Source organism: Salmonella sp. SA14318 (assembly GCF_029866905.1).
GTDB classification, from domain to species: Bacteria; Pseudomonadota; Gammaproteobacteria; order Enterobacterales; family Enterobacteriaceae; genus Salmonella; species Salmonella enterica.
In genome coordinates, this window is sequence record NZ_CP123282.1 from 992,703 (window position 1) to 1,016,823 (window position 24,121).

Sequence of the window (24,121 nt, forward strand, 5' to 3'; positions counted from 1 at the left end):
TAAACCGCCCACCGCCCAGCCCGGATATAGTGAACTGGTGTGTTCCCCGCGCCAGCGGGGATAAACCGAATAACTCCGTCGAGGTTGAGCGCGTTCTGCAGTGTTCCCCGCGCCAGCGGGGATAAACCGACTGGTATATCACCAATCATGAGCAATTCTGGGTGTTCCCCGCGCCAGCGGGGATAAACCGCCTGGAATTGTTCGCTTTCAGTGTCGCTATTTGTGTTCCCCGCGCCAGCGGGGATAAACCGGCAATCAAATAACGGACGTATCCGCTCAGGTAGTGTTCCCCGCGTCAGCGGGGATAAGTCGAGGGGCGTTCCGCAGTCGGCAAGGGCTGAAAAATGTTCCCCGCGCCAGCGGGGATAAACACGTTTCACCAGCATATCAGGACGTTTTTTCCGCCTTCGCCAGCTCTTTTACCAACGGCAGCATTATCCGCACTACATCGCGGCTACGGCGCTCAATCCGCCCTGGCAGCGCCTTGTCAATATGCTGTTGATTATCAAGCCGTACGTCGTGCCAGCTATTGCCGTTCGGGAAGGATGCATTTTTCACGCGTTGCTGGTATCCGTCTTTTTTACCCAGATTCCAGTTCGTCGCCTCAACAGAAAGCACAGATATTCCCGCTTTATCGAAAACCTCCGCATCATTACAGCAACCCGTTCCTTTGGGGTAGGATGGATTGCGTCCCGGATTGGTGTTGGCGGCGATACCATAACGGCGCGCAATCGCTAATGCCCGATCGCGGGTCAGCGTACGCACCGCTTCCGGCGTATTTTTCCCGCTATTAAAATAGAGCTTGTCGCCAACAATCAGGTTATCGAGATTAATGACCAGCAGCGTATTTTTCTTCTCAGCGTCACTCATTCGTTTGAGTAAATTTTCCGCGCCTAGCTTTCCCTCTTCTTCCCCGCTGGTGGCGATAAAACGAATCCCATAATGGGTCGGTATATCTTTCAGGCGCGCCGCCAGTTCCAGCATAACGCCTAATCCCGCGGCATTATCATCCATTCCCTGTAACGTTAAACCGCCCAGATTGGCATCGACATCAGCGTCGCTCTGCGGAGCGTACGTATCCAGGTGCGCCATAATGATGATCTGTTGCGGCACGCGCCCTTCATGGGCGGCGATGACCGTACTGCCCGTCACGTTATGCCAGTTTTTGCGATTATCCTTCGTGGTATAAATAAATCGGCTATTAAACGTTCGAATATCGCTTTGGTATCCCATCTGGGTAAATTGTTGGCGTAAATAATCGGCAGATAACATCTCGGCGGGAGAGCCAGTCATTCTCCCGGGAAAAAAGGTGGCGATATGTCGTGCCTGAGTATTCGCTATTTCACCAGGCCCTGGTGATGCTGCTTGTGCAGGAAGGATAAAGCCTACGCCGAGCGCCAGAATGACGGCAAAGCGGCGCGTTGCGGAAAACATAATGAGTCCTTAAATACAGAACAAAATTTTACGTGGCTAGTATGAAACCGCGATCGTGTTAATACAATTTCATTTGCTCCTAAATGCTGGCAATCCGGTACGTTAAGCATTTTTTGATATTGGTTTTTGGGCCGCGTTATTCCTTTGAGGAACTACTCATTCCAATTCGTCATTTCATTCACTCTCCTGCGCTCCCTATAGTCGTGTAATCGAAATGTTTAGCAAAAAACGGTATTGCAAAGGAACGGTTATGGATCAAAAACGACTCACCCACCTGCGGCAACTGGAGGCGGAAAGTATCCACATTATCCGTGAAGTGGCAGCGGAATTCGCTAATCCGGTCATGCTGTACTCCATTGGTAAAGACTCCAGCGTCATGCTGCATCTGGCGCGTAAGGCGTTTTATCCGGGTACGTTACCGTTCCCGCTATTGCACGTTGATACCGGTTGGAAATTCCGTGAGATGTACTCCTTTCGCGATCGTACCGCCAACGCATATGGCTGCGAATTGCTGGTACATAAAAATCCGGAAGGCGTGGCGATGGGCATCAATCCGTTCGTTCACGGTAGCGCTAAACACACTGACATTATGAAAACCGAAGGGTTAAAGCAGGCGCTGAATAAGTACGGTTTTGATGCCGCGTTCGGCGGCGCACGGCGCGATGAGGAAAAATCCCGCGCGAAAGAACGTATTTACTCCTTTCGTGACCGTTTCCATCGCTGGGACCCGAAAAATCAGCGGCCAGAGTTGTGGCGTAACTATAACGGTCAGATTAATAAAGGCGAAAGTATACGCGTCTTCCCGCTCTCCAACTGGACAGAGCAGGATATCTGGCAATACATCTGGCTGGAAAACATCGACATCGTGCCGCTGTATTTGGCTGCTGAACGCCCGGTTCTGGAACGTGACGGCATGTTGATGATGGTGGATGACGATCGTATCGATCTCCAGCCTGGCGAAGTCATCAAAAAAAGGATGGTGCGCTTCCGTACACTTGGCTGTTGGCCGCTCACCGGGGCGGTGGAATCCCACGCGCAAACGCTGCCGGAAATTATCGAAGAGATGCTGGTTTCTACCACCAGCGAGCGCCAGGGGAGGATGATTGACCGCGATCAGGCGGGGTCGATGGAGCTTAAAAAACGTCAGGGGTATTTCTAAGGAGCCGCCATGAACACCATACTTGCACAACAAATCGCCAATGAAGGCGGCGTCGAAGCCTGGATGATGGCCCAACAACACAAAAGCCTGCTGCGTTTTTTAACCTGTGGCAGCGTTGATGACGGTAAAAGTACGCTGATAGGTCGTTTGCTGCACGATACCCTGCAAATTTATGAAGATCAGCTCTCTTCTCTTCATAATGACAGTAAACGTCATGGCACGCAGGGAGAAAAACTCGATCTGGCGCTGCTGGTAGATGGGCTGCAGGCCGAGCGTGAGCAGGGCATTACTATTGACGTCGCGTACCGCTATTTCTCCACGGAAAAACGAAAATTTATTATCGCCGACACGCCGGGCCATGAACAATATACCCGTAATATGGCGACCGGGGCGTCCACCTGCGATCTGGCGATCCTACTGATCGACGCGCGTAAAGGCGTGCTGGATCAGACGCGTCGCCATAGCTTTATCTCCACTCTGTTGGGGATCAAACACCTGGTGGTGGCAATCAACAAAATGGATCTCGTTGGCTACCGCGAAGAGACCTTCGCCCGTATTCGTGAAGATTATCTGACCTTTGCTGAACAGTTGCCGGGCGATCTGGATATTCGCTTTGTCCCGCTTTCGGCGCTGGAAGGGGATAATGTCGCCGCGCAGAGCGCGAATATGCGCTGGTACAGCGGTCCGACGCTGCTGGAAGTCCTGGAAACGGTAGACATACAGCGTGCGGTAGACCGTCAGCCGATGCGCTTTCCGGTACAATACGTCAATCGCCCGAACCTTGATTTTCGGGGGTATGCCGGCACTCTGGCGTCTGGTAGCGTCAAAGTCGGAGAGCGCATTAAAGTGCTGCCGTCCGGCGTGGAATCCAGCGTGGCGCGTATCGTCACTTTTGATGGCGATAAAGAAGAAGCCTGTGCGGGCGAAGCCATTACCCTGGTACTCAACGACGACATTGATATTAGCCGCGGCGATCTGCTGCTGGCGGCAAACGAGACGCTGGCACCTGCGCGGCACGCCGCGATCGATGTGGTATGGATGGCGGAACAGCCGCTGACGCCGGGCCAAAGTTACGACGTTAAACTTGCGGGTAAGAAAACCCGCGCGCGTATCGAGGCTATTCGCTATCAGATTGATATCAACAATCTGACTCAACGAGACGTCGAGAGCCTGCCGTTAAACGGTATTGGTCTGGTAGAGATGACATTCGATGAGCCGCTCGCGCTGGATATTTATCAGCAAAATCCAGTGACGGGTGGACTGATTTTTATCGACCGACTTTCTAACGTTACCGTGGGCGCTGGCATGGTGCGGGAACTGGACGAACGCGAAGCGACGCCGCCCGTGGAATACAGTGCGTTTGAGCTGGAGCTGAATGCGCTGGTACGCCGTCATTTTCCGCACTGGGACGCCCGCGATTTGCTGGGAGATAAACATGGCGCTGCATGATGAGAACGTGGTCTGGCACTCTCATCCCGTTACTGTCGCCGCTCGTGAACAGCTCCACGGCCACCGTGGCGTGGTGCTGTGGTTTACCGGACTCTCCGGTTCGGGAAAATCAACGGTGGCCGGCGCGCTGGAAGAGGCGTTACATCAGCGTGGCGTCAGTACCTACCTGTTGGATGGCGATAATGTGCGCCACGGTTTGTGCCGTGATTTAGGCTTTAGCGATGCCGATCGCCAGGAAAATATCCGGCGGGTAGGCGAAGTGGCCAGCCTGATGGCGGACGCCGGCCTGATTGTTTTGACGGCATTTATTTCTCCGCACCGCGCCGAGCGGCAACTGGTGAAAGAGCGCGTCGGCCACGATCGTTTTATCGAGATTTATGTCAATACGCCGCTGGCTATCTGTGAACAGCGCGATCCTAAAGGATTGTATAAAAAAGCGCGCGCGGGCGAGTTGCGTAACTTTACCGGTATCGACGCCATTTACGAAGCGCCTGACTCGCCCCAGGTTCATCTTAATGGTGAACAATTAGTAACAAATTTGGTTTCCCAATTATTAGACCTGCTGAGACGGCGCGATATTATCAGATCCTGAGACACCACCGGGCTTGTATGCCCGGTATGGTCAAGGTTACAGGATTTAATATGCGTAATAGCCATAACATTACTTTCACAAGGTCAGACGCCTTCATGGTCGACGATGACGCCACCAGTGCATTTCCGGGGGCGGTGGTCGGCTTTGTGTCATGGCTGCTGGCGTTGGGGATCCCTTTTCTGCTTTATGGCCCTAACACGCTGTTTTTTTTCCTCTATACCTGGCCCTTTTTCCTCGCGTTAATGCCGGTATCGGTGATTATCGGCATTGCGTTGCATCTGCTGGTAAAGGGCAAAATACTTTTTAGCATCATGTTTACTCTACTGGCCGTAGGCGCGCTGTTCGGCGCGTTATTTATATGGCTATTAGGGTAGACGGGTTATCACTGCGCCTCCGGTCATAATTCAAACCGTAACCAACAATGAGATTATGTTCTCCTTACTCGGGTATACGTAACATCCGGCAAATGTGGTACATTTGCCGGCGTTGTCGCGGCAATCCCGTCCTGAATGTGGAGTCACAGAGGACGTTATGGGATGATGATGCCGTTTTTCAGGGGGCAGGATGGGTAAACTAACGCTGCTGTTGCTGGCTTTACTGGTCTGGCTACAGTACTCGCTGTGGTTCGGTAAGAACGGCATACATGACTATAGCCGCGTCAACGATGATGTGGTCGCGCAGCAGGCGACAAACGCCAAACTTAAAGCGCGTAACGATCAGCTTTTTGCCGAAATTGACGATCTCAATGGCGGCCAGGAAGCGATTGAGGAGCGCGCGCGCAACGAACTTAGCATGACCAAACCGGGCGAAACCTTCTATCGTCTGGTGCCTGACGCTTCAAAACGCGCGGCAACGGCGGGGCAAACTCATCGATAAACCATCCAGGGATTTAACATGGCAGCCACTTTATTGGACGTTTGCGCCGTGGTGCCGGCTGCCGGATTTGGCCGCCGAATGCAAACAGAATGTCCTAAGCAGTATCTCTCAATCGGTAATAAAACCATTCTGGAGCACTCAGTTCATGCGCTGCTGGCGCATCCTCGGGTGACACGCGTTGTTATTGCTATCAGCCCTGGCGATCATCGCTTTGCCCAACTTCCGCTGGCGAATCATCCGCAAATCACCGTTGTGGATGGCGGCAACGAACGCGCTGATTCCGTTTTGGCCGGGTTACAGGCCGTTGCAAAGGCGCAGTGGGTGCTGGTGCACGACGCGGCAAGACCCTGTTTGCATCAGGATGACCTTGCGCGGTTGCTGACCATCAGCGAAAACAGCCGGGTCGGCGGTATCCTCGCCAGTCCGGTGCGCGACACCATGAAACGCGGCGAACCAGGGAAAAACGCTATTGCCCATACCGTAGAGCGCGCCGATTTATGGCACGCGCTCACCCCGCAGTTTTTCCCCCGCGAACTCTTGCACGATTGTCTGACGCGTGCGCTGAATGAAGGCGCGACCATCACCGACGAAGCGTCAGCGCTGGAGTATTGTGGTTTTCATCCGGCGCTGGTAGAAGGTCGCGCGGATAACATCAAGGTCACCCGTCCGGAAGATCTGGCGCTGGCGGAATTTTATCTGACCCGAACCATCCACCAGGAGAAAGCATAATGCGAATTGGACACGGTTTTGACGTACACGCGTTTGGCGGAGAAGGGCCGATTATCATTGGCGGCGTGCGTATCCCTTATGAAAAAGGGCTATTGGCGCATTCCGATGGCGATGTGGCGTTACATGCGCTGACCGATGCGCTGCTGGGTGCGGCGGCGCTTGGCGATATCGGCAAGCTCTTCCCGGATACCGATCCGGCATTTAAGGGAGCGGATAGCCGCGAACTACTGCGTGAAGCCTGGCGTCGTATTCAGGCGAAGGGGTACACCCTCGGCAACGTGGATGTCACCATTATTGCGCAGGCGCCGAAAATGCTGCCGCATATTCCGCAAATGCGCGTCTTTATCGCCGAAGATCTCGGCTGCCATATGGATGACGTTAACGTGAAGGCGACGACGACGGAAAAGCTCGGATTTACCGGACGCGGAGAAGGCATTGCCTGCGAAGCGGTCGCGTTGCTGATGAAGGCGGCGAAATGACAGAGTTTGACAATCTCACCTGGCTGCACGGAAAACCACAAGGTAGCGGATTGCTGAAAGCGAATCCGGAAGATTTTGTGGTGGTTGAAGATTTAGGCTTTACGCCGGATGGTGAAGGCGAGCACATTCTGCTGCGTATTTTGAAAAACGGTTGCAATACCCGTTTTGTCGCTGACGCGCTGGCGAAATTCCTGAAAATTCACGCTCGCGAAGTGAGCTTTGCCGGGCAAAAAGATAAACACGCCGTTACCGAGCAGTGGCTGTGCGCGCGCGTGCCGGGGAAAGAGATGCCCGATTTCAGCGCCTTTCAGCTGGAAGGTTGTAAAGTGCTGGAATACGCGCGTCACAAGCGTAAGCTGCGTTTAGGCGCGCTGAAAGGCAATGCCTTTACGCTGGTGTTGCGTGAAATAAGCGATCGCCGCGATGTCGAAACACGATTGCAGGCGATTCGCGATGGCGGCGTGCCGAACTATTTCGGCGCACAGCGATTCGGCATTGGCGGCAGCAACTTGCAGGGCGCGCTGCGCTGGGCGCAAAGTAACGCGCCGGTGCGCGATCGCAATAAACGCAGTTTTTGGTTGTCGGCGGCACGTAGCGCGTTGTTTAATCAAATTGTTCACCAGCGGCTGAAGAAACCAGACTTTAATCAAGTTGTTGACGGCGATGCGCTACAATTAGCGGGGCGTGGAAGCTGGTTCGTCGCGACATCTGAAGAACTGCCTGAATTGCAGCGCCGGGTAGACGAAAAAGAGCTGATGATTACAGCGTCGTTGCCGGGCAGCGGAGAGTGGGGAACACAGCGTGCGGCGCTGGCGTTTGAGCAAGATGCCATTGCCCAGGAAACGGTGTTGCAATCGCTGTTGCTGCGCGAAAAAGTAGAGGCGTCGCGCAGAGCGATGCTGCTTTATCCGCAACAATTAAGCTGGAACTGGTGGGATGACGTTACCGTCGAGTTACGTTTCTGGCTGCCCGCAGGCAGTTTTGCCACCAGCGTAGTAAGGGAACTGATCAACACAATGGGTGATTATGCGCATATTGCTGAGTAACGATGACGGGGTTCACGCGCCCGGTATACAAACGCTGGCGAAAGCGCTGCGTGAGTTTGCTGATGTACAGGTCGTAGCCCCGGATCGTAACCGCAGCGGCGCGTCTAATTCCCTCACGCTGGAATCTTCGCTTCGTACTTTTACCTTTGATAATGGCGATATCGCCGTACAGATGGGGACGCCGACCGATTGCGTCTATCTGGGCGTTAATGCCTTAATGCGTCCGCGTCCGGATATTGTCGTTTCCGGTATTAACGCGGGTCCGAATCTGGGCGATGATGTGATCTATTCCGGTACTGTCGCCGCGGCGATGGAAGGTCGTCATCTCGGCTTTCCGGCATTAGCGGTCTCCCTTAACGGCTATCAGCATTATGATACGGCTGCAGCCGTGACTTGCGCGCTTTTGCGAGGGTTAAGCCGGGAGCCGTTGCGTACCGGGCGTATTCTCAACGTGAATGTCCCGGATCTACCGTTAGCGCAGGTTAAAGGCATCCGCGTGACTCGCTGTGGTAGCCGTCATCCAGCGGATAAAGTGATCCCGCAGGAAGATCCGCGCGGTAATACATTGTACTGGATTGGCCCGCCGGGCGATAAATACGATGCCGGGCCGGATACCGATTTCGCGGCGGTGGATGAAGGCTACGTCTCCGTCACGCCGTTGCATGTGGATTTAACCGCGCACAGCGCGCATGATGTGGTTTCAGACTGGTTAGACAGCGTGGGAGTTGGCACGCAATGGTAAGTGGACGTGTACAGGCTCTTCTTGAACAATTGCGCGCGCAGGGTATCAGAGATGAGCAGGTGCTTAATGCGCTTGCCGCAGTGCCGCGCGAGAAATTTATTGATGAAGCGTTTGAACATAAGGCCTGGGAAAATATCGCTTTGCCGATAGGCCAGGGTCAGACGATTTCGCAGCCCTATATGGTGGCGCGAATGACGGAACTGCTCGAACTGACGCCGCAATCCAGGGTGTTGGAAATTGGCACCGGTTCCGGCTATCAGACGGCGATTCTGGCGCATCTGGTGCATCACGTTTGCTCCGTTGAGCGGATTAAGGGGCTGCAATGGCAGGCGCGCCGCCGTCTGAAGCAGCTCGATTTACATAATGTTTCTACCCGTCATGGCGATGGCTGGCAAGGCTGGCAGGCGCGTGCGCCGTTTGACGCTATCATTGTGACGGCCGCGCCGCCGGAAATTCCTACCGCGCTCATGGCACAGTTGGATGAAGGCGGCATTCTTGTTCTGCCCGTGGGCGATGAGCAGCAGTTTTTGAAACGCGTGCGTCGCCGGGGCGGCGAATTTATTATCGATACCGTGGAGGCCGTTCGCTTCGTCCCGTTAGTCAAGGGAGAGCTGGCCTAGTTTGCCCTGCAAACACCCACTCTTACGCCTGATGAAGCCGAAACGAATACCTGGAGTTTTCCTGGTTATTCCCGGTGGGTTAAGCGTATCGTGAACACATTTTCCCGTGTTCACTTAATGCGTTGCACGGTTCTTACGTCACTGGTTGTTAACCAAATTTTTTCCTGGGGGATAAATGAGCGCGGGAAGCCCAAAATTCACCGTTAGTCGCATTGCGGCACTATCACTGGTTTCACTATGGCTGGCAGGTTGTACCAGTTCGTCAAACCCTCCGGCGCCGGTCACGTCTGTGGACAGTGGGTCGTCATCAAATACCAATTCCGGGATGTTGATCACACCGCCGCCAAAAATGGGCGCGACGACGCAACAAACGCCGCAACAAGCGCCGCAAATTCAACCCGTTCAGCGTCCTGTAACGCAGCCCATGCAAACTCAACCGGTCGCGGAACAGCCCGTGCAGATGGAAAATGGGCGAATCGTATACAATCGCCAGTATGGGAATATTCCGAAAGGTAGCTATACGGGTGGCAGTACTTACACCGTGAAAAAGGGTGATACGCTTTTTTACATCGCCTGGATTACCGGGAACGATTTCCGCGATCTGGCCCAGAGAAACAGTATTTCTGCCCCGTATAGCCTGAATGTAGGGCAAACTTTGCAAGTTGGTAACGCATCCGGCACGCCAATTACTGGCGGAAATGCGATCACCCAGGCGGATGCAGCACAGCAAGGAGTTGTGACCAGGTCTGCACAAAATTCCACCGTTGCAGTTGCGTCTCAACCAACAATTACGTATTCTGAGGGCTCAGGTGAACAAAGTGCTAACAAAATGTTGCCAAACAACAAGCCTGCTGGGACGGTTGTCACAGCGCCTGTAACGGCACCAACGGTAAGCACGACCGAACCAAATGCAAGCAGTACGTCAACCAGCGCGCCGATTTCCGCATGGCGCTGGCCGACGGATGGCAAAGTGATCGAAAACTTTGGCGCTTCCGAAGGGGGCAATAAAGGGATCGACATTGCAGGCAGTAAGGGACAGGCTATCGTCGCAACCGCTGATGGGCGCGTCGTATATGCCGGTAACGCACTGCGTGGTTACGGTAATCTTATTATCATCAAACATAACGATGATTACCTGAGTGCCTACGCCCATAATGATACGATGCTGGTCCGGGAACAACAGGAAGTTAAGGCGGGGCAAAAAATCGCTACTATGGGTAGCACCGGCACCAGCTCTACACGCTTGCATTTTGAAATTCGTTACAAGGGGAAATCCGTAAACCCGCTGCGTTATTTACCGCAGCGATAAAGCGGCGGAACCAGGCTTTGACTTGCTAGTTCCGTCAAGGGATCACGGGTAGGAGCCACCTTATGAGTCAGAATACGCTGAAAGTTCATGATTTAAATGAAGACGCGGAATTTGATGAGAACGGAGTAGAGGCTTTTGACGAAAAAGCCTTGAGTGAAGAGGAACCCAGTGATAACGACCTGGCTGAAGAAGAGCTGTTATCGCAAGGGGCCACACAGCGTGTGTTGGACGCGACTCAGCTTTACCTTGGTGAGATTGGGTATTCACCACTGTTAACAGCCGAAGAAGAAGTCTATTTTGCGCGTCGCGCACTGCGTGGAGATGTCGCTTCTCGCCGTCGCATGATTGAGAGTAACCTGCGTCTGGTGGTAAAAATTGCCCGCCGTTATGGCAATCGTGGACTGGCGTTGCTGGACCTGATTGAAGAGGGCAATCTGGGGCTTATCCGTGCAGTCGAGAAGTTTGACCCGGAACGCGGGTTCCGCTTCTCAACATACGCAACCTGGTGGATTCGCCAGACAATCGAACGGGCGATTATGAACCAAACCCGTACGATTCGCTTGCCGATTCACATTGTTAAAGAGCTGAACGTATACCTGCGCACCGCACGTGAGTTGTCGCATAAACTGGACCACGAACCGAGTGCGGAAGAAATTGCAGAGCAACTGGATAAACCGGTTGATGACGTCAGCCGTATGCTTCGTCTCAACGAGCGCATTACCTCGGTAGACACCCCGCTGGGCGGTGATTCCGAAAAAGCGTTGCTGGACATCCTGGCCGATGAAAAAGAGAACGGTCCGGAAGACACCACGCAAGATGACGATATGAAACAGAGCATCGTCAAATGGTTGTTCGAACTGAACGCCAAACAGCGTGAAGTGCTGGCGCGCCGTTTCGGTCTGCTGGGATATGAAGCTGCGACACTGGAAGATGTAGGCCGTGAAATCGGTCTTACGCGTGAACGTGTTCGTCAGATTCAGGTTGAAGGCCTGCGCCGTCTGCGCGAAATTCTGCAGACGCAGGGGCTGAATATCGAAGCGCTGTTCCGCGAGTAAGTACCCTTGTCAAAAAAAGGCCAGTCTGTCGACTGGCCTTTTTTTTACCGTTTGTCTTCTGCCAGCAGCGGCGGGATACTCGGCACCATTGGCGCGTCATCAATATCTTTTTGCGTCATGCGAAACGCTTGTGGATAGTGTTCGCGGCTGGTACGGCGTAACGGTTCGGTATCGCGCCAGGTATACAGACAATGCTGACACTGATATACCGTCCAGACTCCTTTTACCGGCGAAGTCGCCATGAGTTCAATATGTGCATCGGCACAGCGTGGACAAATCATCGGTTACTCCTTATTTACGGTTGGCCAGCATGGCGGTCAGCTTTTCAGCCCAGGCTTTAGTTTCCGGTAAATCAACAACCGGCTGGCTATAGTGACCACGGTTATCTGGCGCAACCGGCGTGGTGGCGTCAATGATCAGCTTGTCGGTAATCCCCGCCGGGCTTGAGCCCGGATCCAGTTCCAGGACGGACATATTCGGTAGCTGTACCAGATCGCCTGCCGGATTCACTTTCGACGACAACGCCCACATTACCTGTGGCAGATTGAATGGATCGACATCTTCATCGACCATGATCACCATCTTCACATATCCCAGACCATGCGGCGTCGTCATCGCTCGCAGGCCCACCGCGCGGGCAAAGCCGCCGTAGCGTTTTTTGGTTGAGATGATGGCCAGCAGGCCGTGGGTGTACATGGCGTTTACCGCCTGCACTTCTGGAAATTCGGCTTTCAGCTGTTGATACAGTGGCACGCAGGTCGCCGGCCCCATCAGGTAGTCGATTTCCGTCCACGGCATCCCCAAATAGAGCGATTCAAAAATGGGTTTGCTGCGGTAAGAGACCTTATCGATACGCACCACGGTCATGTTGCGACCGCCGGAATAGTGGCCGGTAAATTCGCCGAACGGTCCTTCAATTTCACGTTTACGGCTTTCGATGACCCCTTCAAGAATGACTTCAGATCCCCACGGCACATCAAAACCGGTCAGCGGCGCGGTGGCGATAGGATAGGGGCTTTCACGCAGCGCGCCTGCCATTTCATACTCTGACTGATCGTATTTCAGCGGCGTTGCGCCCATCAGGGTAATGATCGGATCGTTACCCAACGTGATCGCAATCGGCAGATCTTCCCCGCGCTCTTCAGCTTTGTGCAGGTGCAATGCGATATCATGCATCGGCACTGGTTGCAGACCCAGCTTACGCTTGCCTTTAACTTCCATACGGTAGATGCCGACATTCTGCTTGCCGAAGTTATCGGGATCGAGCGGATCGCGTGATACCACACAGGCTTTATCCAGATAGAATCCGCCGTCGCCGTCGTTCAGACGAAACAGCGGCAGGATATCAAACAGGTTGATCGCGTCGCCGTCGACGGTATTTTCCGCCCAGCCCGGATTCGCCCGTCGTTCCGGCGCTACCGGAAAATTGTCCCAGCGGCGAATCAATTCATCGATCTGTTTTTTAACCGGCGTGTTAGGCGGCAAACCCAGTGAGATGGCATGGTTCTGCCAGGAACCGATGGTATTCATCGCCACGCGGGCGTCGGTAAAACCACGAATATTGTCAAACCACAGCGCGGGCGCGCCATCGCCGATGCGTCCCGTTGCGTTGGCAGCGGCGGCGAGATCCGGCTCCGCATTCACTTCCTCGCTGATTTTCAGCAGTTGTCCCTGCTGATCCAGCGCATGTAAAAAACTGCGCAAATCATCAAATGCCATTATCCATTCTCCTGTGAAAAATTTGCAGCCTGTCGCAGTCCTTGCCAGCGGCGCGTGCGCGTATGCTCCAGACCAAACTGGTCGAGGACGCGCGCTACGATGTGCTGGATAATATCGTCAACGGTTTGCGGCAGGTTGTAGAACGCGGGCATGGGCGGCACTATCGCCACCCCCATACGAGAAAGCGCAAGCATGTTTTCCAGATGAATCGTGCTGAGCGGCATTTCCCGCGGCACAAGCACCAGCTTGCGACCCTCTTTCAGCACGACATCGGCAGCGCGTCCCACCAGCCCCTCGGCATAGCCGGCGCGAACCCCCGCCAGTGTTTTCATACTGCAGGGGATAATAATCATGCCGTCGGTACGAAATGAGCCAGAGGAAATGGTCGCCGCCTGATCGGCCGGGCTATGACAATAATCTGCCAGGGCGGCTACCTCCGCGGGCGTGTAGGGCGTCTCCAGTTCAATAGTGGTTTTCGCCCACTTTGACATTACCAGATGCGTTTCAACATCAGGTATCGCCCGCAATGCCTGGAGTAACTCGACGCCAAGCGGCGCGCCGGTCGCACCGGTCATCCCCACAATCAATCTCATTTCTTACCTCAAATATCGTTCGTATACGAACATTTTGATCAAAATACGCCCACACGGCCTTTGCGACAAGATCGCTCCCGATGCCTGCGCACGTTTAGCTAAAGCATTCGTCATTAAAAAACCGTGCATAAGTCGTTATGATAGAAAAAGTTAATTTATCCGGAGCGCTCATGGAGTTACGAAACACCGCGTTTCATCTGTTACGCCAACTTTTTCAGCAACATACCGCACGCTGGCAGCATGAACTACCGGAGCTCACCAAACCTCAATATGCGGTGATGCGCGTTATTGCTGAACATCCGGGTATTGAACAGGTCGATCTGACCGAAGCGGCGGTCAGCACTAAAGCGACGCTGGCGGAGATGTTAAGCCGGATGGAAAATCGTGGGCTGGTAAAGCGAGAAAACGATCCGCTGGATAAACGTCGGCGTTTTGTCTATCTCACCGTTCAGGGCCAAACGTTGCTCGCCGCCGCGATACCACTGGGGGATCGCGTTGACGATGAGTTTTTGGGGCGACTGAGCGCTGAAGAACGCGAACAGTTTACGCAACTGGTTCGCAAGATGATGACGTAAGCGGCTTGCGCCGCCTCGCTATTTTTTAGCCATCAGCAGTGAGATATCCACTTTAGCCAGCGCCCGAATTGCGCTTTCCGGCAGGCCGTCATCGGTGACGATTTGGTTGAATTCCGCCAGCGGTAACGCCAGCCATGTAGCGACCTGGCCGTATTTGGTCGCGTCGCACACCAGAATTTTTTGGCGGCTGGCGCTGGCGACGGCCCGTTTCACCGTGACTTTATCTTCTGCTGGCGTTGAAATACCGCGCACGCTCCAGGAAGAGGCGGAAATAAAGGCCTGGTCAATCATCAGCCCGCGCAAAAGCGTCGCCGCGGCTTCACCGACGCACGATCGGTTTTCCCGGCATACCGCCCCGCCAGTGTGAATAATTGTGCAACCGCTGTTGTCCATCAGGTAATCGGCGATAACGAAATCATTCGTCACCACCGTAAGTTTATTCATCGTAACCAGCTGCCTGGCGATCGCCAGCGTGGTCGTACCTGCATCAAGGTAGATACAGCTTTCTGGCTGTACCAGGCTGGCGGCCAGTTTGCCAATCGCCGCTTTCTGCGGCGTCGCCAGTTCGGTTTTGATCTGATGCGAGGGTTCGTGCGCCACGCGAGTCGATGATTGCACGCCGCCAGAGACCTGGATTACCGCGCCTTGCTGCTCCAGTTTTTGTAAATCACGGCGGATAGTCATGTGGGATACATGCATGCGCTCGGTCAGTTCAGCGATACTGACGATGCCTTTCTCCGCCACCATATCAAGAATGATTTGTCGACGCTCAGTAGGTATCAACGTCTGCTCCTTTCTTTAGTCCTGTCGCGATTTTACGCGATTTCTCGTCACAGCGTGTGAAGTTCTATGAGGATTGCCTTCACAAAAAATAACACATTTTGTTATTTTTTGTGAAACAACTCACCGCAATTGTTTACAAAAACGCCTATATTCACATAACAAAACATAATATCACGTAAATTAACATGGAGTGATAATGACAACAGGAACTGATTTTCATGTCGGCATTGTGGGGCTTGGCTCAATGGGAATGGGCGCTGCGCGTTCATGCCTGCGCGCCGGGCTTTCCACATGGGGGGCCGATCTTAACCCGCAAGCGTGCGCGAATCTTCTCGCTGAAGGGGCTTGTGGGGCTGCCGCCAGCGCCAGGGAGTTCGCCGGCGTCGTGGATGCGTTAGTCATTCTGGTCGTCAATGCCGCCCAGGTCAGACAGGTGTTATTCGGTGAGGATGGCGTCGCCCATCTGATGAAACCCGGAAGCGCGGTGATGGTTTCGTCCACGATCTCAAGCGCCGACGCGCAAGAGATCGCCGCGGCGTTGACGGCATTGAATCTTAACATGCTGGATGCGCCGGTTTCCGGCGGCGCGGTAAAAGCGGCGCAGGGCGAAATGACGGTGATGGCCTCCGGGAGCGAGGCGGCGTTTACCCGCCTGAAGCCTGTGCTGGACGCCGTTGCCAGCAACGTTTATCGCATCAGCGATACGCCGGGCGCAGGCTCAACCGTCAAAATCATTCATCAACTGCTGGCTGGCGTGCATATTGCAGCGGCGGCCGAAGCGATGGCGCTGGCCGCGCGGGCCGGTATTCCTCTGGACGTGATGTATGACGTCGTGACCCATGCCGCCGGCAACTCCTGGATGTTTGAAAACCGTATGCAGCATGTCGTTGACGGCGACTATACCCCGCGTTCGGCCGTCGACATTTTTGTCAAAGATTTGGGGCTGGTTGCCGACACGGCGAAAGCGCTGCGCTTCCCCTTACCGCTGGCCTCTACGGCGTTAAATATGTTCACCAGCGCCAGTAACGCCGGTTATGGCAAAGAGGATGACAGCGCTGTGATCAAAATTTTCTCAGGGATTACTCTGCCTGGCGTCACGCCTGAGGAGCCGTCATGTTAAAAATTGGCGTCATTGCCGATGATTTTACCGGCGCGACTGACATCGCCAGTTTTCTGGTCGAAAACGGGATGCCGACAGTGCAGATCAATGATGTTCCAACCGGGACGCAACCGGAAGGATGCGACGCGGTGGTTATCAGCCTGAAAACCCGCTCATGCCCGGCGCAAGAGGCGATAAAACAATCGCTGGCGGCGCTGGTATGGCTAAAAAAACAGGGCTGCCAGCAAGTCTATTTCAAATATTGCTCGACTTTCGATAGTACCGCCGAAGGCAATATCGGCCCGGTCACCGACGCGCTGATGGTGGCGCTGGATACCTCATTTACCGTGATTTCTCCCGCGCTGCCGGTTAACGGACGCACGGTTTATCAGGGCTATCTGTTTGTCATGAACCACTTGCTGGCGGAGTCCGGTATGCGCCACCACCCTATCAATCCGATGACCGACAGCTACCTGCCGCGTCTGATGGAAGCGCAGGCGCAAGGGCGCTGCGGCGTTATTCCGGCTCAGACGCTTGATGAAGGCGTTGCCGCGACCCGTGCGGCGCTGTCGCGTTTACAGCAGGAAGGATATCGCTACGCGGTACTTGACGCGCTCAATGAGCGACACCTGGAAATTCAGGGCGAGGTTTTGCGTGATGTCCCGCTGGTGACCGGCGGTTCCGGGCTGGCAATGGGGCTGGCGCGTCAGTGGGCGAAGCACGGCGTTTCTCAGGCCCGTTCCGCAGGCTATCCGCTGAGCGGTCGCGCGGTGGTGCTTTCCGGTTCCTGTTCGCAAATGACGAATCAGCAGGTGGCTTTCTATCGACAACATGCTCCCACACGCGACGTTGACGTGGCGCGCTGCCTGTCATCCGAGACGCGCGAGGCCTACGCTGAAGCGCTGGCGCAGTGGGTGCTCAGTCAGGACAGCGAACTGGCGCCAATGATTAGCGCCACCGCCTCCACGCAGGCGCTGGCCGCCATCCAGCAGCAATATGGCGCTACCGAAGCCAGCCATGCGGTAGAGGCGCTCTTTTCCCTGCTGGCCGCTCGCTTAGCGGAAGGCGGTATCACCCGGTTTATTGTGGCGGGCGGCGAAACCTCGGGCGTGGTGACGCAAAGCCTCGGTATTACCGGTTTTCACATCGGACCGTGCATTTCACCCGGCGTGCCGTGGGTCAACGCGCTCCATGCGCCAGTCTCGCTGGCGCTAAAGTCAGGCAATTTTGGCGATGAATCCTTTTTCATCCGCGCTCAAAGGGAGTTTCAGGTATGACGACACTGGCAAAAGAAGAGCACGCTTTGCGAGAAGAGATGGTCAGGATAGCCGCCTCGTTTTTCCAGCGCGGCTATGCTACCGGCTCGGCAGGCAACCTCTCGCTGTTACTGCCGGACGGCAATATTCTGGCGACGCCCACCGGTTCGTGTCTGGGTAATCTCGACCCGCAGCGGCTATCCAAAGTGGACCCGCAGGGCGAATGGCTCAGCGGCGATAAACCGTCTAAAGAGGTGCGTTTTCATCTGGCGTTGTATCGCAATAACCCTTGCTGCAAGGCCGTGGTTCATCTGCACAGCACCTGGTCAACGGCGCTTTCCTGTCTCGAAGGGCTGGACCCGCAAAATGTGATTCGCCCGTTTACCCCCTATGTGGTGATGCGGATGGGAGACATTCCGCTGGTTCCCTACTATCGCCCGGGGGATGACCGAATTGCTCGCGATTTGGCTGCGCTGGCGGCCCGGCATCAGGCCTTTTTACTGGCTAATCATGGGCCGGTCGTGTGCGGGGAGAATTTGCAGGAAGCCGCTAATAATACCGAGGAGCTGGAAGAGACGGCAAAGCTGATTTTTATCCTTGGCGAACGCCCGATTCGTTATTTAACCACCGAAGAAATTGCGCAGTTAAGGAGATAACCCGATGCCGCGTTTTGCCGCCAATTTGTCGATGATGTTTACCGAAGTGCCGTTTATCGAGCGTTTTGCCGCCGCTGCCGAAGCCGGTTTTCAGGCCGTTGAGTTTCTGTTCCCCTACGGCTTTGCCGCCAGCGAGATTAAAGCCCAGCTGTCGCGTAATGATCTGACGCTGGCGCTGTTTAATACTTCGGCGGGCGATACCGCGGCGGGCGAGTGGGGACGTGCCGCGCTACCGGGGCGAGAACACGACGCGCGCGCCGATATCGATCTGGCTCTGGAGTACGCTCTGGCGCTGGAATGTGAGCAGGTTCACATCATGGCGGGCGTCGTGCCGGATGGCGCTGATGGCGCACGTTATCGCGCCACGTTTATCGATAATTTGCGTTATGCCGCCGACCGGTTTGCCGCCCACGATAAACGTATTTTGATCGAAGCGCTGAGTCCTGGCGTTAAACCCGGCTACCTCTTTTCCAGCCAATATCAGGCGCTGGGCATCGCAGAAGAGGTTGACCGCCCGAATGTGTTCATCCAGCTCGACACTTTCCATGCGCAAAAAGTGGATGGCAATTTGAGTCACCTGATTCGCGAGTACGCGGGCCGCTATGCCCATGTACAAATCGCCTCGCTACCGGACAGACATGAACCGGATGATGGCGAGATCAACTACCCGTGGCTGTTCCGGCTGTTCGATGACGTAGGTTATCGCGGCTGGATAGGCTGCGAATACCAACCACGTAATACCACTCAGGACGGGCTTGGCTGGTTTAACGCCTGGCGCTAACCCTGAACTACCCTACACAACAATAAAGAGGACATCCGGATGCAGATTATCATTACCGGCGGGGGCGGCTTTTTAGGCCAGAAACTCGCAAGCGCCTTATTAAACTCATCGCTGGCGTTTAACGAACTGCTTCTTGTTGATTTAAAAATGCCTGCACGGTTATCAGATTCCCCTCGTTTACGCTGCCTGGAAGCTGACTTAACCCAGCCGGGCGTGCTGGAGAATGTGATTACCGCTAATACCTCTGTTGTTTATCATCTCGCTGCGATTGTCAGCAGCCATGCGGAAGACGATTTCGATCTGGGATGGAAAGTTAACCTGGATCTTACCCGCCAGTTACTTGAGGCGTGTCGTCGGCAACCGCAGAAAATTCGTTTTGTCTTCTCCAGCTCGCTTGCCGTTTATGGCGGTACGCTGCCGGAATGCGTCACCGATACCACCGCGCTCACGCCGCGCTCGTCTTATGGCGCGCAGAAGGCCGCCTGTGAACTGTTGGTCAACGATTATACCCGCAAAGGCTATGTGGATGGGCTGGCGCTGCGTTTGCCGACGATCTGTGTTCGCCCGGGTAAACCAAACCGCGCCGCTTCTTCTTTTGTCAGCGCGATTATTCGTGAACCGTTGCAGGGCGAGACGACCATCTGCCCGGTGTCGGAAAGTTTGCGGCTGTGGATTTCCAGCCCGGCGACGGTGATCCATAACCTGTCGCTGGCCGCAACGTTACCCGCGCCTGGCGAGGCGAGCAGCATCAACTTACCGGGGATCAGCGTAACCGTGGGCGAGATGCTGGAAACGTTGCGTCAGGCGGGCGGCCAGGCGGCGCGCGATCGGGTTACGCATCAGCGCGACGAAGGCGTCGAGAAAATTGTCGCCTCCTGGCCGGGACGTATCGATAACCAGCGTGCGCTGGCGTTAGGTTTTGTCGCCGATAAACGCTTCGATGACATTATTGAACGCTTTCGACAAGATGATATGGAGGGGAGGTCATGACAAGTTTACCGACCCCAATTATCGGTCTGATCGTTGCCGTTTTCGTGCTGGTATGGCTGGTGTTACGCACCCGTGTTCATGCGCTGATCGCGATGCTGGCGGCGGCCTGCATCGCCGGTCTGTTGGGGGGAATGGGCATTGATAAAACGCTCTCTGTCATCACAAGCGGATTCGGTACGACGCTGGGCAGCATTGGCCTGGTGATTGGTCTCGGCGTAATGATGGGGCGCTTGCTGGAGGTTTCCGGCGCGGCGGAGCGTATCGCCTGGAGCTTTATCAAATGGCTGGGGAAACGCCGTGAAGAGTGGGCGCTGGCGATCACGGGTTATATTGTCAGCATCCCCATTTTCGTCGATTCCGCTTTTGTCATTCTTTATCCGGTGGCGAAAGCGCTGGCTAAAAGCGGTAAGCGTTCGCTACTGACGCTGGGCGTCGCGCTGGCGGGCGGGCTGGTGGTCACTCACCATACGGTACCTCCGACGCCAGGCCCGCTGGGGGTAGCCGGGATTTTTAACGTCGACATCGGCGCAATGTTATTGACCGGGATGGCGCTGGCGGTGCCCTGTGTGATCGGCATTGTGTTCTATGCGCAGTGGCTGGATAAACGCTACCCTGATTTCGTGCCGCGTACGCTGAACGCCGATGAAGTCAATGCCGCGCTGGAGCAGTACAATAAAGAGAAAGAGCAAAAGGATCTGCCGAGCCTGACGCTCTCTCTGCTGCCTATTGTGGTGCCGATCGTGCTGATCTTCCTGAAGGCTATCTGTTCCACCCTCGCCACTGTAGAAGGATGGTCCGGCCTGGCGACGCATCCGGTGGTACAGGCAATCAACTTTGTGGGAAGTCCGGTGATCGCGTTGGCCATCAGCGTTCTGCTGGCGGTGTATACGCTGGTGCCGCGCATGGATAAACATACCACCGCAGAGCGTCTGGAAGAGGGCTTGCAAAGCGCCGGGATTATCTTACTGGTCACGGGCGCTGGCGGCGCGTTGGGCGCGATCCTGCGCGACAGCGGCGCGGGGCAACAGCTGGCGGAGCAGGTTGCCAACCTGCCGATCTCGCCGATCCTGATCCCGTTTATCGTGGCGACGCTGGTACGCCTGATTCAGGGATCGGGGACGGTGGCGATGATCACTGCCGCCTCGATTTCCGCGCCGATCCTGGCGCAGATCCCCGGCATCAATATGTTGCTTGCCGCTCAGGCCGCAACGATGGGGTCGCTGTTCTTCGGCTACTTCAACGATAGCCTGTTCTGGGTGGTTAACCGCATGATGGGCGTCTCTGATGTCAAACAGCAGATGGTGGTTTGGTCTGTACCGACGACCATTGCCTGGGCGATTGGCGGCACCGGCGTGGCGCTGATTAACCTGCTGTTCGGTTCCGGCGGCAGTTGGCTCGATCCGTTACTGCCGATTGTCGTTCTGGCGGCAATTATGCTGTGGGTGCGTTGGCAGGCGCAGGGGATCAAAGACAAGCTGGTAGTTAAGGATTAAGACGGTATTATCCGTCCGGGAGCGCAATGCTCCCGGACTGGCTACAATGATGGGGCGTGCTCCCCGCAATCCCATTGCGAACGTAAAAAATCAATAAATGCGCGTACTTTTGTCGATACATGGCGGGCGTCCGGATAAACGGCATAAATACCCTGACGGGGAAAATGATAGTCGGGTAACACGTGAATTAACGTTCCATCCTCCAGTGCGGTGTTGACTAACCATTGCGGCAGTAATGCGACGCCGCTTCCCGCGAGAGCGAAGGCCATCAGCGCGCGCGCGCTGTCGACAGAAATTTTGCCGGCTTTGCTTATCTCCAGGCGTGAGTGTTGGCCATGATTATTCGTTACTGTCCACCGTAGCGGCGTAGGTAATCGCTCATGAATAATCCATTCCGCCTGAGCCAACGACTCCAGCGACGACACGGGGTGGCGGGCGAGCCACTGCGGCGCGGCGACCGGCAGAATGGTAAAGCGGGATATCAGCGCGGCGCGATAGCGGGAGTCGGCCAGCGAGCCAAGCCGAATCGCCACATCAAAGCGCTCGGCAATTAAATCGGCATGATGTGATGAGGACATATGCCGAATACGGAGATCGGGATGGCGCTGACTAAACTGCGCCAGTAACGGAATGATCACCTGTTCGCCAAACTCGGGCGTAGTGGTAATACGTAACTCGCCGCCCAGCCCACTATGGCTGGCACGCACTTCATCCTGCAAATTTTTCGCTGCGTTGAGTAAATTCACGCCTTTTTGGTAAAAGAGGACGCCGGCGTCTGTGAGCGTCAATCGTCGGGTGGAACGTAGCAGTAACGTTACGCCAAGCTCTTTTTCAAGCTGCCGAATATTAAAACTCACTACCGCTTTTGTTTGGCCCGATGCGGCGGCGGCCGCCGTGAAGCTGCCGCTATCTACCACGGCGATAAACAGCGACATACGCTGCAAATTGAGCATGGCGAGCTCCTTTACTGTCAAAATTATTTTGACAGTATATCGTTGAAGCGCGGACTTATCTGGCTTTCTCCGGACGGCTACATTAGCGCCTCTGACGGAGGATGCATAATGACGTATCGCAGTAAAGTGGCAGTGGTTTACCTGCTCGGCTTCTTTCTTGATCTGATTAATCTGTTTATTGCCAGCGTGGCTTTTCCTGCGATGTCCGTGGATCTGCATACGTCCATATCGGCGCTGGCATGGGTGAGTAACGGTTATATCGCAGGATTAACGCTGATCGTTCCGTTTAGCGCGTTTCTTTCGCGTTATCTCGGCGCACGACGGCTGATCATATTTTCGCTCATTCTGTTTAGCGTTGCCGCCGCTGCCGCAGGTTTTGCCGATTCCTTACACAGCCTTGTTTTCTGGCGTATTGTGCAGGGGACGGGCGGTGGCTTATTGATCCCGGTTGGTCAGGCGTTAACCTGGCAACAGTTTAAACCGCATGAACGCGCTGGCGTGTCATCGGTTGTCATGATGGTGGCGCTACTGGCGCCGGCATGTTCGCCTGCGATTGGCGGGCTGCTGGTGGAAACGTGCGGCTGGCGCTGGATATTCTTTGCCACGCTGCCGGTGGCCGTTCTCACTTTATTGCTCGCTTATCGTTGGCTGAACGCCGCGTCGACGACAATGGCGTCAGCAAGATTGCTCCATCTGCCGTTGTTGACGGACAGGCTGCTGCGTTTTGCCATGATCGTCTATCTGTGCGTACCGGGTATGTTCATTGGTATCAGCGTGGTCGGGATGTTTTATCTACAGAACGTCGCGCAGCTATCGCCTGCGGCGGCGGGGTCGCTGATGATCCCCTGGTCGATCGCTTCATTTGTCGCCATTATGCTTACCGGACGTTATTTCAATCGGCTTGGGCCGCGTCCGCTGATTATCGTCGGCTGTCTTCTTCAGGCCGCAGGGATATTGCTTTTAACTAACGTTACGCCTGCGACATCGCACCGTGTACTGATGATGATATTCGCCTTAATGGGCGCTGGCGGCAGTTTGTGCAGCAGTACCGCGCAGAGTGGCGCTTTCCTGACTATTGCTCGCCGGGACATGCCTGACGCCAGCGCGCTATGGAATCTTAATCGTCAGATCAGCTTTTTCCTTGGCGCGACGCTGTTGACGCTGCTGTTAAATGCGCTCCAGCGCGTTATGTCGCTTGAGGTTGCTTATCGCTGGACCTTTATTGCCGCCGCCGGTATCACCCTGCTGCCCCTTATTTACGCTGTTTGTCTAAACAATAGACAGGCGCTTCTGTGCCTGAAAAAGGAAAGATCATGAATCCATATAAAGAAGAAATTATTCACGCCCATGCGGCGATTGAGAACTGGCTTAGTAAGGGGGTGGGTAGCCTGGAGGCGTTGATAGCGCGTTTTGCTGTTGATTTTACGATGATAACGCCAGGAGGTATTTGTCTGGATTATCCGGCGCTGGGCGCTTTTTTCCAGGCGCAGCGCGGGTGTCGCCCGGGGCTGGTTATCGTGGTTGAGCACATTGACCTTGTGGCGGAGTGGCCGGAAGGCGCCGCGCTGCGTTATCGTGAGCGCCAGCAACTGCCGGGCCAGGCTGAGACGGTACGCTGGTCGACGGTCATTTTAAAAAGGGAAAGAGGACGGATAGTCTGGCGTCATTTACATGAAACGACAGTCACAGCCTGAAAAGCCTGTTCCGGCGCGCAGACCCGATAGCGCGGTGCT

28 protein-coding genes and 1 CRISPR repeat array (1 of these 29 running past the window's edge) are annotated in these 24,121 nt (G+C 55.0%); of the genes, 21 read left to right on the top strand and 7 right to left on the bottom strand.

Annotation, left to right across the window (positions count from 1 at the left end; genetic code table 11):
- Nucleotides 1-373: direct repeats of the CRISPR family, unit length 29 nt; unit sequence GTGTTCCCCGCGCCAGCGGGGATAAACCG; it begins 3,440 nt to the left of the window's first position.
- A 14-nt stretch (nucleotides 374-387) separates the two neighbouring features.
- The gene (locus QEN32_RS04700) at nucleotides 388-1,434 is read right to left on the bottom strand and encodes an aminopeptidase (protein WP_000490481.1); all 1,047 of its coding nucleotides are present in this window, start codon (nucleotides 1,432-1,434) and stop codon (nucleotides 388-390) included.
- Between the two features lie 250 nt (nucleotides 1,435-1,684).
- Between QEN32_RS04700 and cysD the strand changes: the two genes are divergently transcribed.
- From cysD to QEN32_RS04750, 10 genes are all read left to right on the top strand, one after another.
- Nucleotides 1,685-2,593 (top strand): sulfate adenylyltransferase subunit CysD, encoded by a 909-nt coding sequence (gene cysD, locus QEN32_RS04705; protein ID WP_265321969.1) that lies wholly within the window; start codon nucleotides 1,685-1,687, stop codon nucleotides 2,591-2,593.
- 9 nt (nucleotides 2,594-2,602) lie between these two features.
- The gene (cysN, locus tag QEN32_RS04710; RefSeq protein ID WP_265321970.1) at nucleotides 2,603-4,042 is read left to right on the top strand and encodes a sulfate adenylyltransferase subunit CysN; all 1,440 of its coding nucleotides are present in this window, start codon (nucleotides 2,603-2,605) and stop codon (nucleotides 4,040-4,042) included.
- The gene (gene cysC / locus QEN32_RS04715) at nucleotides 4,029-4,634 is read left to right on the top strand and encodes an adenylyl-sulfate kinase (RefSeq protein WP_001173663.1); all 606 of its coding nucleotides are present in this window, start codon (nucleotides 4,029-4,031) and stop codon (nucleotides 4,632-4,634) included. Before cysN ends, cysC begins: the two co-directional genes overlap by 14 nt.
- 50 nt (nucleotides 4,635-4,684) lie before the next feature.
- The gene (locus QEN32_RS04720; protein WP_001537530.1) at nucleotides 4,685-5,008 is read left to right on the top strand and encodes a DUF3561 family protein; all 324 of its coding nucleotides are present in this window, start codon (nucleotides 4,685-4,687) and stop codon (nucleotides 5,006-5,008) included.
- Nucleotides 5,009-5,198: 190 nt separating this feature from the next.
- Nucleotides 5,199-5,510: a cell division protein FtsB gene (gene ftsB / locus QEN32_RS04725; protein WP_000517480.1), complete on the top strand. Its 312-nt coding sequence runs from the start codon at nucleotides 5,199-5,201 to the stop codon at nucleotides 5,508-5,510.
- A gap of 18 nt (nucleotides 5,511-5,528) precedes the next feature.
- The gene (ispD, locus tag QEN32_RS04730) at nucleotides 5,529-6,239 is read left to right on the top strand and encodes a 2-C-methyl-D-erythritol 4-phosphate cytidylyltransferase (RefSeq protein WP_000741653.1); all 711 of its coding nucleotides are present in this window, start codon (nucleotides 5,529-5,531) and stop codon (nucleotides 6,237-6,239) included.
- Entirely contained in the window at nucleotides 6,239-6,718 is a 480-nt protein-coding gene (ispF, locus tag QEN32_RS04735) for a 2-C-methyl-D-erythritol 2,4-cyclodiphosphate synthase (protein ID WP_001219244.1), read from the top strand. Before ispD ends, ispF begins: the two co-directional genes overlap by 1 nt.
- A complete protein-coding gene (gene truD / locus QEN32_RS04740; protein WP_000134246.1) occupies nucleotides 6,715-7,764 on the top strand; it encodes a tRNA pseudouridine(13) synthase TruD in 1,050 nt (349 codons plus the stop codon). The genes ispF and truD overlap by 4 nt, the downstream gene beginning before the upstream one ends.
- Nucleotides 7,745-8,506 (top strand): 5'/3'-nucleotidase SurE, encoded by a 762-nt coding sequence (gene surE, locus QEN32_RS04745; RefSeq protein ID WP_001221538.1) that lies wholly within the window; start codon nucleotides 7,745-7,747, stop codon nucleotides 8,504-8,506. Before truD ends, surE begins: the two co-directional genes overlap by 20 nt.
- A complete protein-coding gene (locus QEN32_RS04750; RefSeq protein ID WP_000253545.1) occupies nucleotides 8,500-9,126 on the top strand; it encodes a protein-L-isoaspartate(D-aspartate) O-methyltransferase in 627 nt (208 codons plus the stop codon). The genes surE and QEN32_RS04750 overlap by 7 nt, the downstream gene beginning before the upstream one ends.
- Nucleotides 9,127-9,264: 138 nt before the next feature.
- On the opposite strand, the gene QEN32_RS04755 is transcribed toward QEN32_RS04750, so the two are convergent.
- On the bottom strand, nucleotides 9,265-9,423 hold the full coding sequence (locus tag QEN32_RS04755) for a peptidase (protein ID WP_223148970.1): 159 nt from the start codon (nucleotides 9,421-9,423) through the stop codon (nucleotides 9,265-9,267).
- Between QEN32_RS04755 and nlpD the strand changes: the two genes are divergently transcribed.
- Nucleotides 9,353-10,435: a murein hydrolase activator NlpD gene (nlpD, locus tag QEN32_RS04760; protein ID WP_223151197.1), complete on the top strand. Its 1,083-nt coding sequence runs from the start codon at nucleotides 9,353-9,355 to the stop codon at nucleotides 10,433-10,435. The genes QEN32_RS04755 and nlpD overlap by 71 nt on opposite strands.
- Nucleotides 10,436-10,497: 62 nt before the next feature.
- Nucleotides 10,498-11,490 carry an RNA polymerase sigma factor RpoS gene (gene rpoS, locus QEN32_RS04765; protein WP_000081498.1) on the top strand — a complete coding sequence of 331 codons (993 nt, stop codon included), beginning with the start codon at nucleotides 10,498-10,500 and terminating at the stop codon, nucleotides 11,488-11,490.
- A 44-nt stretch (nucleotides 11,491-11,534) separates the two neighbouring features.
- Here the strand turns inward: rpoS and QEN32_RS04770 are convergent, their stop codons facing one another.
- Genes QEN32_RS04770 through QEN32_RS04780 form a run of 3 tightly spaced genes read right to left on the bottom strand, consistent with a single transcriptional unit; the run spans nucleotide 11,535 to nucleotide 13,802 of the window.
- Nucleotides 11,535-11,771, bottom strand: coding sequence for a non-oxidative hydroxyarylic acid decarboxylases subunit D (locus QEN32_RS04770; protein ID WP_000562964.1), 237 nt, complete (start codon nucleotides 11,769-11,771; stop codon nucleotides 11,535-11,537).
- Between the two features lie 10 nt (nucleotides 11,772-11,781).
- Complete coding sequence (locus tag QEN32_RS04775; protein WP_265321971.1) at nucleotides 11,782-13,209, bottom strand: non-oxidative hydroxyarylic acid decarboxylases subunit C; 1,428 nt, start codon at nucleotides 13,207-13,209, stop codon at nucleotides 11,782-11,784.
- Nucleotides 13,209-13,802, bottom strand: coding sequence for a non-oxidative hydroxyarylic acid decarboxylases subunit B (locus QEN32_RS04780; RefSeq protein ID WP_001237181.1), 594 nt, complete (start codon nucleotides 13,800-13,802; stop codon nucleotides 13,209-13,211). The genes QEN32_RS04775 and QEN32_RS04780 overlap by 1 nt, the downstream gene beginning before the upstream one ends.
- A 170-nt stretch (nucleotides 13,803-13,972) precedes the next feature.
- Here QEN32_RS04780 and QEN32_RS04785 point away from each other — a divergent pair, with 170 nt between their 5' ends.
- On the top strand, nucleotides 13,973-14,377 hold the full coding sequence (locus QEN32_RS04785; protein WP_000423338.1) for a MarR family winged helix-turn-helix transcriptional regulator: 405 nt from the start codon (nucleotides 13,973-13,975) through the stop codon (nucleotides 14,375-14,377).
- 18 nt (nucleotides 14,378-14,395) lie between these two features.
- On the opposite strand, the gene ygbI is transcribed toward QEN32_RS04785, so the two are convergent.
- Nucleotides 14,396-15,160 carry a DNA-binding transcriptional repressor YgbI gene (gene ygbI / locus QEN32_RS04790; protein WP_000613180.1) on the bottom strand — a complete coding sequence of 255 codons (765 nt, stop codon included), beginning with the start codon at nucleotides 15,158-15,160 and terminating at the stop codon, nucleotides 14,396-14,398.
- Between the two features lie 196 nt (nucleotides 15,161-15,356).
- Here ygbI and ltnD point away from each other — a divergent pair, with 196 nt between their 5' ends.
- Genes ltnD through QEN32_RS04820 form a run of 6 tightly spaced genes read left to right on the top strand, consistent with a single transcriptional unit; the run spans nucleotide 15,357 to nucleotide 21,435 of the window.
- The gene (ltnD, locus tag QEN32_RS04795) at nucleotides 15,357-16,280 is read left to right on the top strand and encodes an L-threonate dehydrogenase (protein WP_000206958.1); all 924 of its coding nucleotides are present in this window, start codon (nucleotides 15,357-15,359) and stop codon (nucleotides 16,278-16,280) included.
- Nucleotides 16,274-17,536, top strand: a complete 1,263-nt coding sequence (gene otnK, locus QEN32_RS04800) for a 3-oxo-tetronate kinase (RefSeq protein WP_000912492.1) — start codon at nucleotides 16,274-16,276, stop codon at nucleotides 17,534-17,536. The genes ltnD and otnK overlap by 7 nt, the downstream gene beginning before the upstream one ends.
- Nucleotides 17,533-18,171, top strand: coding sequence for an aldolase (locus QEN32_RS04805; RefSeq protein ID WP_000209068.1), 639 nt, complete (start codon nucleotides 17,533-17,535; stop codon nucleotides 18,169-18,171). The genes otnK and QEN32_RS04805 overlap by 4 nt, the downstream gene beginning before the upstream one ends.
- Nucleotides 18,172-18,175: 4 nt before the next feature.
- Nucleotides 18,176-18,952, top strand: a complete 777-nt coding sequence (locus QEN32_RS04810) for an HPr family phosphocarrier protein (protein WP_001136903.1) — start codon at nucleotides 18,176-18,178, stop codon at nucleotides 18,950-18,952.
- A gap of 39 nt (nucleotides 18,953-18,991) precedes the next feature.
- Nucleotides 18,992-19,942: a D-erythronate dehydrogenase gene (gene denD, locus QEN32_RS04815; protein WP_001165727.1), complete on the top strand. Its 951-nt coding sequence runs from the start codon at nucleotides 18,992-18,994 to the stop codon at nucleotides 19,940-19,942.
- On the top strand, nucleotides 19,939-21,435 hold the full coding sequence (locus QEN32_RS04820; protein ID WP_000202725.1) for a gluconate:H+ symporter: 1,497 nt from the start codon (nucleotides 19,939-19,941) through the stop codon (nucleotides 21,433-21,435). Before denD ends, QEN32_RS04820 begins: the two co-directional genes overlap by 4 nt.
- A gap of 41 nt (nucleotides 21,436-21,476) precedes the next feature.
- Here the strand turns inward: QEN32_RS04820 and QEN32_RS04825 are convergent, their stop codons facing one another.
- Nucleotides 21,477-22,409 (bottom strand): LysR family transcriptional regulator, encoded by a 933-nt coding sequence (locus QEN32_RS04825; protein ID WP_265321972.1) that lies wholly within the window; start codon nucleotides 22,407-22,409, stop codon nucleotides 21,477-21,479.
- Between the two features lie 87 nt (nucleotides 22,410-22,496).
- On the opposite strand from QEN32_RS04825, the gene QEN32_RS04830 reads away from it, so the two are divergent.
- Nucleotides 22,497-23,705 carry an MFS transporter gene (locus tag QEN32_RS04830; RefSeq protein WP_242105755.1) on the top strand — a complete coding sequence of 403 codons (1,209 nt, stop codon included), beginning with the start codon at nucleotides 22,497-22,499 and terminating at the stop codon, nucleotides 23,703-23,705.
- Nucleotides 23,702-24,082: a DUF4440 domain-containing protein gene (locus QEN32_RS04835; RefSeq protein WP_001070481.1), complete on the top strand. Its 381-nt coding sequence runs from the start codon at nucleotides 23,702-23,704 to the stop codon at nucleotides 24,080-24,082. Before QEN32_RS04830 ends, QEN32_RS04835 begins: the two co-directional genes overlap by 4 nt.
- The last annotated feature ends 39 nt before the right edge of the window (nucleotides 24,083-24,121 follow it).